8 protein-coding genes and 2 pseudogenes are annotated in these 8356 nt (G+C 61.8%); 6 read left to right on the top strand and 4 right to left on the bottom strand.

Translation table 11 applies throughout. The features are described 5' to 3' along the window. Positions 1–110: 110 nt before the first annotated feature. The 4 genes from rpsR (at position 111) to MOV76_RS37305 (ending at position 3970) form a co-directional block, all read left to right on the top strand. Positions 111–359: a 30S ribosomal protein S18 gene (gene rpsR / locus MOV76_RS37320; protein WP_003547038.1), complete on the top strand. Its 249-nt coding sequence runs from the start codon at positions 111–113 to the stop codon at positions 357–359. Positions 360–514: 155 nt separating this feature from the next. After that, positions 515–1501: a DUF2232 domain-containing protein gene (locus MOV76_RS37315; RefSeq protein WP_018241442.1), complete on the top strand. Its 987-nt coding sequence runs from the start codon at positions 515–517 to the stop codon at positions 1499–1501. 22 nt (positions 1502–1523) lie between these two features. Then, entirely contained in the window at positions 1524–2102 is a 579-nt protein-coding gene (rplI, locus tag MOV76_RS37310) for a 50S ribosomal protein L9 (RefSeq protein ID WP_018241441.1), read from the top strand. Between the two features lie 371 nt (positions 2103–2473). Further along, complete coding sequence (locus MOV76_RS37305; protein WP_026188341.1) at positions 2474–3970, top strand: replicative DNA helicase; 1497 nt, start codon at positions 2474–2476, stop codon at positions 3968–3970. Positions 3971–3994: 24 nt separating this feature from the next. Here MOV76_RS37305 and MOV76_RS37300 read toward each other — a convergent pair. From MOV76_RS37300 to MOV76_RS37290, 3 genes and pseudogenes are all read right to left on the bottom strand, one after another. Beyond that, positions 3995–4296 (bottom strand): annotated as a pseudogene (locus MOV76_RS37300) (AzlD family protein). Then, a complete protein-coding gene (locus MOV76_RS37295) occupies positions 4293–4997 on the bottom strand; it encodes an AzlC family ABC transporter permease (protein WP_018447411.1) in 705 nt (234 codons plus the stop codon). Before MOV76_RS37295 ends, MOV76_RS37300 begins: the two are co-directional and overlap by 4 nt. 67 nt (positions 4998–5064) lie before the next feature. After that, positions 5065–5886 carry an AraC family transcriptional regulator gene (locus MOV76_RS37290; RefSeq protein ID WP_018241437.1) on the bottom strand — a complete coding sequence of 274 codons (822 nt, stop codon included), beginning with the start codon at positions 5884–5886 and terminating at the stop codon, positions 5065–5067. Positions 5887–6076: 190 nt separating this feature from the next. On the opposite strand from MOV76_RS37290, the gene alr reads away from it, so the two are divergent. Further along, positions 6077–7240 (top strand): alanine racemase, encoded by a 1164-nt coding sequence (gene alr, locus MOV76_RS37285; protein ID WP_115156996.1) that lies wholly within the window; start codon positions 6077–6079, stop codon positions 7238–7240. A gap of 10 nt (positions 7241–7250) precedes the next feature. On the opposite strand, the gene MOV76_RS37280 is transcribed toward alr, so the two are convergent. Beyond that, on the bottom strand, positions 7251–7886 hold the full coding sequence (locus tag MOV76_RS37280) for a LysE family translocator (protein ID WP_130759561.1): 636 nt from the start codon (positions 7884–7886) through the stop codon (positions 7251–7253). Between the two features lie 163 nt (positions 7887–8049). On the opposite strand from MOV76_RS37280, the pseudogene MOV76_RS37275 reads away from it, so the two are divergent. Continuing rightward, positions 8050–8356 (top strand): annotated as a pseudogene (locus tag MOV76_RS37275) (DNA repair protein RadA); the annotation flags it as partial.

Genomic DNA, 8356 nt, shown 5'->3' with positions numbered 1-8356 from the left:
GGCGGTGATCGCGACCGCGGCCCGCGTCCGCCGCGTGAAGGTGGCTTCGGCGACCGTGACGACCGTCCGCGCCGTCCGCGCGAAGACCGTGTATAAGGGAGATCTGAGATATGTCTGAAACTTCCTCCGCTCCGGTCCGCCGCCCGTTCCATCGCCGCCGCAAGACCTGCCCGTTCTCCGGCGCCAATGCGCCGCGGATCGACTACAAGGACGTACGCCTGCTGCAGCGCTACATTTCCGAGCGTGGCAAGATCGTACCGTCCCGCATCACGGCCGTTTCCCAGAAGAAGCAGCGCGAACTCGCCCAGGCGATCAAGCGCGCCCGTTTCCTCGGCCTGCTGCCCTACGTCGTCGCCTAATCGGTCGACGCCGACACCTTTAGGGAAGGCATTCGTGCCTTCCCTTCTCCCTTCCGCGATGGGCGCGGATCGGAACTCTTAAAACCCATGTTGAGACGTTTCTGAATTTGATTCAGCAACATCCTCTAACTGCTTGATGAAGCAGGACAGCGACCTTGAAACGACCGAACATTAGAACGCTGCTGATCGGCGCACTCGCCGGATTGACCGCCGCCCTGCTGGTGCTGGGTGCGAGCATGCAGCCGTCGTTTTTCAGCGCGCTTCTCTACACGGCCTCGGCGCTGCCGATCCTGATCGTCGGGCTCGGATGGGGCAATGCCGCCGCGGTCTCGGCCGTCGTCACCGCTGCGGCCCTCGGGGCGATCTTGATCTCGCCCTCCTTCGCGCTGATCATGACGCTGGTGACGCTTCTGCCGGCCGGTTGGCTCAGCCATCTCGCCAATCTGGCGCGTCCGGCCGCCGAACTCGGCGGCCCCGACCATCTGCTTGCCTGGTATCCGCTCTCCGATATCCTGCTGCATCTCTGCGGTCTGGTGACGCTCGCCGTCATCGTCATCGGTGTGATCATCGGCTACGGGCCTGAGATTACCGATCCGATCGTCGATCTGCTGATCACCTCGCTCAAGCAGCAGCAGCCGGAATTCATGCCCGATCCGGCGGCGACTGCGCAGACCAAGTCGCTGATCCTGCTGATGCTGCCGGCTTTGCAGGGCGGCATGTGGGTCAGCATGTTATTTGCCGCCTATTACTTCGCCGTGCGCATCGTCTCAGCGTCCGGCCGCGGCCTTCGCCCGCGCGAGGATATTCCCTCGTCGCTGCGCATGAACCGCAACTCGATCTTCATCTTCCTGGCCGGGCTTGCCGCCTGCTTTTTCGGCGGCATTCCGGCGCTGGTCGGTGCGACCGTGATCGGCACCTTCGGCGCCGGCTTCATGCTTTCCGGTTTCGCCTCGCTGCATTTCCGCACGCGCGGCAAGGACTGGCGCATACCGGCTCTCATCCTCTGCTATCTGGCCTCGATGCTCATGCTGCTGCCAGCTCTCCTCATCCTCGTTCTCGGTCTCAGCGATACGCGCAAGGCGATCGCGCTGACCCCGACGAAAGATGCTGATGCCCCCAAACAATCCGATACGAAAATCTGAGACACAAGAAAGGAAAAAGAAAATGGAAGTCATCCTTCTCGAACGCATCTCCAAGCTCGGCCAGATGGGCGAAACCGTAAAGGTTCGCGACGGCTTTGCCCGTAACTACCTGCTGCCGCTCGGCAAGGCGCTGCGCGCCAACGCCGCCAACAAGACCCGCTTCGAAGCCGAGCGTGCGACGCTCGAAGCCCGCAACCTCGAGCGCAAGTCGGAAGCCCAGAAGGTCGCCGACGTTCTCGACGGCAAGTCCTTCATCGTCGTGCGTTCCGCCGGCGAAACCGGCCAGCTCTACGGTTCGGTTGCTGCCCGTGACGTCGTCGAGATTCTCGCCGCCGAAGGCTTCAACATCGGCCGCAACCAGGTTCACCTCAACACGCCGATCAAGTCGATCGGCCTGCACAAGGTCGAACTGCAGCTGCATGCCGAAGTCGAAATCCACGTCGAGCTGAACGTTGCCCGTTCGGCCGAAGAGGCAGAGCGCCAGTCCAAGGGCGAAGAACTCACCTCGGTCGACGCGATCTACGGCGTCGACGAAGACGCGCTGCGTCCGGAAGACTTCTTCGATCCGGAAGCCGACGGCGTCGACGAAGACGAAGCATAATTTCGTCGGAGCGATCCGCGACAGGGAAGCCCGGCCACCGCGCCGGGCTTTTTCGTTTCCATCCCTTCCATAGGCGTAGTGGACTGGGTCGCTTTTTAAGGGGATTGTCCGGATGTTTTTGCTGCGTGCCTTATGGCATCGCGCTAAAGTAGCGTTCTCCGAAACGGATGGGCTGAGTCGGCGCCATACCGTGTCGTGCGGGTGACACTGCCAGTATTTCTCCTTTGTGTCGCCCAAGACTGTGGAGAAGTCGAACAACGTGCACAGCGTTCAGGATTTAGGCGAAGCGAGCCCCCGCTCCTTTCGTAGCCTCTTGATTTTCGCGTCCGGAATTGCAAATCCGGAGCTGGAAAAAGACAGAACGGATGATGATGAACGACGCCGCTCGAAAGATTACAGCTGTTGCCCCGTCGGAGCAGCATTATCGCGAAGCACCCAACAATATCGAAGCCGAGCAGGCGCTTCTGGGTGCGATCCTGATGAACAACGACGCCTATTACCGGGTGTCGGACTTCCTGAAGCCGATCCATCTCTATGAACCGCTGCACCGGAAGATCTTCGAGGTTGCCGGCGATATCATCCGCATGGGTAAGATCGCCAACCCGGTGACGATCAAGACCTTCCTGAAAGCCGACGAGAAGGTCGGCGACATGACGGTTTCGCAATATCTGGCGAGTCTCGTCAGCAATGCCGTCACCGTCATCAATGCCGAGGATTACGGCCGGGCGATCTACGACCTGGCGCTGCGCCGGGCGCTGATCACCATCGGCGAAGATGTCGTCAATATCGCCTATGACGCGCCGCTCGACATGCCGCCGCAGTCTCAGATCGAGGATACGGAACGCCGCCTCTTCGAATTGGCGGAGAACGGCCGCTACGACGGCGGCTTCCAGGCCTTCAACGATGCGGTTGCGCTCGCCATCGACATGGCGGCTGTCGCCAAGGAACGTGACGGCGGGCTTTCCGGCATTTCCACCGGCATCCATTCGCTGGATTCCAAGATGGGCGGCCTGCAGCGTTCGGACTTGATCGTGCTGGCCGGACGCCCCGGCATGGGCAAGACCTCGCTTGCCACGAACATCGCCTATAATATTGCCGCCGCCTACGAAGGCGAAGTCCAGTCGGACGGGAGCATGAAGGCGAAGAACGGTGGCGTCGTGGGCTTCTATTCGCTCGAAATGTCGTCGGAACAGCTCGCCACCCGTATCATCTCCGAGCAGACGGAAGTCTCCTCCTCGAAGATCCGCCGCGGCGACATCAACGATGCCGATTTTGAAAAGCTCGTCGCCTGCTCGATGATGATGCAGAAGGTGCCGCTCTATATCGACCAGACCGGCGGCATCTCGATCGCCCAGCTTTCGGCGCGCGCCCGCCGCCTCAAGCGCCAGCGCGGCCTCGACGTGCTTGTGGTCGACTACATTCAGCTGATGACCGGTTCGGGCAAATCCAGCGACAACCGCGTGCAGGAAATCACCCAGATCACCACCGGCCTCAAGGCGCTCGGCAAGGAGCTCAACGTTCCGATCATCGCGCTGTCGCAGCTCTCGCGTCAGGTCGAAAGCCGCGACGACAAGCGGCCGCAGCTGTCCGACCTTCGCGAATCCGGCTCGATCGAGCAGGATGCCGACGTTGTGCTCTTCGTGTTCCGCGAGGAATATTACGTCAAGAATTCGGAGCCGCGCGACATCCACGATCCGAAATATCCGGAATGGGAAGCGCTGTTCGACAAGGTGAAGGGCACGGCCGACGTCATCATCGCCAAGCAGCGCCACGGGCCGACGGGCACGGTGAAACTCGCCTTCCAGTCAGAATTCACGCGCTTTGCCGATCTCGCCGATCCTTCCTTCACACAGTACGAGGAACATTGACGCGGTTTTCCGGGTCAATTTCCCTTAGAAAACTGCGGCCCGCAACAAGGCCACCGCCACAACGCCGACGACGACGCTGGCAAGCATCGGCAGGCGGCGGGCGGCCAGCGCCGTTGCGGCACATGCCAGTGTCTCCGCCCAGCCGGTCGCAAAGGCGGTCGGAGCTATCACGGCCATCAGGACCGCCGGCGGGATCGCCTCAATCGCCGTTTTCCAGCGTTCGTCCAGCTGCACATGACGGATGAGGACGAGACCACTGATGCGCGTGAAAATCGTCGCGAATGCCATAGCGAGGATGGCAAGCAGGTATTGATATCAAGCGTCATGCGGCCTGCTCCTGTACCCGACCCTTCCAGAAAGCCATCACCAGTCCGGCCAAAGCACCGGCTGCGATATACCACACGCCCGGCACGAAATGATGGACGACAACGGCTGCAATTCCGCTCGCGGCCAGAATTGCGCCCGTTTCCGGTCCCTTCCAGAAGCCCATGACCAGCACGACAAACACGGCCGGAAAGGCGAAATCGAGACCGATGACCGCGGGATCGCCCAGAAAGGCGCCGAGCAACGCGCCTGCCAGCGAAGAGCCGACCCAGGCGGCATAGAAGGGCGTGACGATACCGGCATACCATACGGGCGTCAGCCGTGTGCTGCCGGCGCGGAACTCCGCCATGGCCCAGAGTTCGTCGGCAAGGAACAACATGGCGGCATAGCGCCTGATGGTGGAGAAGGACTGCATCTTCATGCCGATGGAGGCGCTCATCAGCACATGGCGGATGTTGACCAGCAGGGTGGCAAAGCCGACGCCGACCCAGCTTGCCGGATGCGCCCATATATCCATTGCCACGAACTGCGAGCCACCGGCAAAGACCAGCGCGCTCATCAGCGCTGTTTCCAAGACCGAAAGCCCCTTGGTGGCCGAAATCGCGCCGAAAACCAGGCCGATCGGAGCAACGGCGACGACAAGTGGAAAGATGGCGCGCATTCCGGCAAGAAATTCGCCGGCCGGCCGGCTCTGCTGCAACATGGCAACCTCCCGATTAAGATCGCGGAGCAGTAGCCCAGCCCGACCCAGCCGTATTGAACGTAAGTGATCAGCCCGTTCGGAATTGACCGGGTGTTACGCCTGTGCGCGCCTTGAAGTGCCGGGTGAAATGCGCCTGATCGGCAAAACCGCATTCGAACGCAATATCGGCCGGCATGCGCCCCTGCCGCAGCAACCTGCGGGCCACCTGCACGCGCCGGTCCGTCAGGAAGGCATGCGGCGTGATGTGGTATTCCTTGCGGAAGGCGCGGATGAGATGCGCGCGGCTCAACCTCGCCACCCCGGCCAGTTCCTCAAGGCCGACGTCGCTGTCGAAATTCTCGATGAGGTATTCGCGGGCGCGGGCGACGGCGCTTCGCTCCTGCGTATCGACAGGCACGACCATGGTGCTGCCGTGGCGCGCAAAGATCGCCGCCAGCACCGAGAACATGCTTTCATCGGACTCCAATGCACCTGCACCCCTTTCGAGCGTGCGATGGGCGGAGTGAAAAGCATTGGCGAGCTGCGGATCGCGTGGAAGCCCGCCGGAAAAAGACGGCGTCGCGTGAAAGGCCTTGCCGGTCACATCCTCCAGAATATCGATGAATAATTTCATGTCCGGATAGATCATGCGGTAACGGTAGCCCTCGCCGCCGGGAGCACCGTCATGAATGACGCCGGGATCGATAAGATAAAGGTCGCCGGGGCCGGTTTCCTCCCGCCTGCCGCTCAGCGTGGCGATCTGGCTGCCGCTTTCAATCGCGCCGATGCTGAATGTATCGTGCGCATGCGGCGCATATTCATGAGTGAGGAAGGTAGCGCTCAGACACTCCATGTCGCGGAAGCGGCTGTCCCGCCAAAAGCGGGCCGATTCCACGTTGGCGAGCGGCATAGCCTCCGCCGCCTCTTTCTGAGATACGTTCTGCATGCGGGTAGATTAGCGCCGAAGCCGCCATGCGTCTTGAACAAAAGTGATCGTACAGGCGGCAAAGGATGGTATGTGACCGCCCGCGCTTTCCCTTGGTCGCAATGCTCACTAGACTGGGTGAGGTGATTTTCCCTTCATTTCTTCACGGCGATTCATGACAGATTTTCCCATTCCCTTCGACGACGACGATCTTTTCGCTTCCGCAGGCCTGCGGCTGACCGTCGACTTGACCGCGCTGACGGAGAACTGGCGCGATATGGCGCGCCGCTCCGGTGCAGCGCGCGCCTCGGCCGTCGTCAAGGCGGATGCCTATGGCATGGGCATCGAGGATGCCGGCGAAGCGCTCTATATGGCGGGCGCCCGCGACTTCTTCGTCGCGACCGTCGACGAGGGCGTCACCCTTCGCCTCTATGCGCCGGAGGCGCGCATCTTCGTGCTCTCCGGCATCTGGCCGGGCACCGAGCGGCGCTTCTTCGACAATGATCTGGTGCCGGTGATTTCCTCCGACGAGCAACTCGCCTTCTGGATGGCGGTGCTGGCCGATTACGGCGACTATCCCTGCGCGCTGCATGTCGATACTGGTTTCAATCGGCTCGGACTGCATATCGACGATGCGATCGCGCTCGTCGACGACGTTTCGCGGCCGGCGAGTTTCGCGCCGGTGCTTGTCATGAGCCATCTCGCCTGCGGCGACGATCCCAGCCATGCGATGAACCGGCGGCAGCTCGAATCATTCCACAGGGTTAGCGCCGCCTACGAAGGCATCGATTCAAGTCTTGCCGCCTCGGCCGGCATCTTTCTCGGCGAGGATTATCACTTCGACCTGACCCGCCCCGGCATTGCGCTTTATGGCGGCGAAGCGGTCTGCGGCATGACGAACCCGATGCGGCCGGTGGCAACAGCGGAAGCGCGCATCATCCAGGTGCGAAATGTCGAGGCCGGCGAGACCGTCAGCTACGGGCGGGCGCTGCAGCTCAACCGCAAAAGCCGGCTGGCGATCGCCTCGGCCGGTTATGCCGACGGCTATATGCGCAGCCAGTCGAGCGGTGGCGTACCGCTGCGCCAAGTGGTGCCGCAAGGCGGGCAAGGTTTCATCGCCGGACACAAGGTGCCGGTTGCCGGCCGCATCACCATGGACCTGACGATCTTCGATATCACCGACCTGCCTGACAATGCCGTGCGTGCCGGGGATTATGTCGAGCTGTTCGGCAAGAATATGCCAGTCGACGACGTGGCGCGGGCAGCAGGCACGATCGGATACGAGATCCTGACCAGCATGGGGCTCCGCCACGAGCGGCGCTATGTCGCCGAGGAGTAGAGTTCGCCCGTCAACGGCTGCTGAGCGCAAGCCGGACCCCGAGCGCCACGAAGAGCGCGCCGAGGCTGCGATCGAGCCATAGCCCGACTTTCTGATTATGCCTGAGCGCATCGGCAAGGCGCCCTCCGAGAAGGACGAGCGGCGGCTCGATGAAGGCAGCGACGACAATGATGAGCGCGCCATGCAGCAGGAGTTGGGCCCATGCCGGTCCTGCCCCTTCGACGACGAATTGCGGCAGGAAGGCCAGGAAGAAGATCGCCACCTTCGGATTGAGCAGCGACACAAGGATTCCTTGCCGGTAGATCCTTGCGACCGGCATTTCTTCACCGGCAGCCTTTATCAGTCCATTGCCGCCGCCGGCGCGCAACGCCTGAATGCCCAGCCAGACGAGATAGGCGGCGCCGATCCATTTGACCGTCGAGAAGGCGGCAGCGGAAGCGGCAAGCACGGCGGAAAGGCCGAGTGCCGCCATCAGCACGTGCAGGCAGGCGCCAGACCAGACGCCGAACAACGCGGAAAAACCGGCACGTTTTCCGCCTCTCATCGTGTGACCGAGGATGAAGGCGATGTCGGGGCCGGGCGAGAGGTTGAGCAAAACCGCCGCCGACAGAAATGCAAGCCAGTGTGCGAGCGAATAATCGAACATCTTCCACCGTTCCGAATGACTAGGAGCAAAGGATAGGCACGGGTGTGCTGATGGGGAAATCATTAGTTTTGATCCGTCGCGATAGTCATTATCTCAAGCACGACAATGATTCGATGAAGCGGCGCGTCTGCTTGCCTCGAAACCCGGACTGAAAGAGTAATTGATGGCGAAGGCCAGGACACAATTCATCTGCCAGAGTTGCGGCACGGTTCATAACCGCTGGGCCGGCAAATGCGAAAACTGCGGCGAGTGGAACACCATCGTCGAAGAGGATCCGATGGGCGGGATCGGCTCCGGTCCCGGCAAGACACCGAAAAAGGGCCGCCCTGTAGCGCTGACGGCGCTGTCGGGCGAGATCGAGGAGGCACCGCGCATCCACACCGCCATGTCGGAGCTCGATCGGGCGCTTGGCGGCGGCTTCGTGCGCGGCTCGGCGGTGCTGATTGGCGGCGACCCCGGCATCGGCAAAT

The organism is Rhizobium sp. PRIMUS64 (assembly GCF_023006465.1).
Taxonomy (GTDB): Bacteria; Pseudomonadota; Alphaproteobacteria; order Rhizobiales; family Rhizobiaceae; genus Rhizobium; species Rhizobium leguminosarum.
This window is presented reverse-complemented; position numbering and strand designations above follow the sequence as displayed.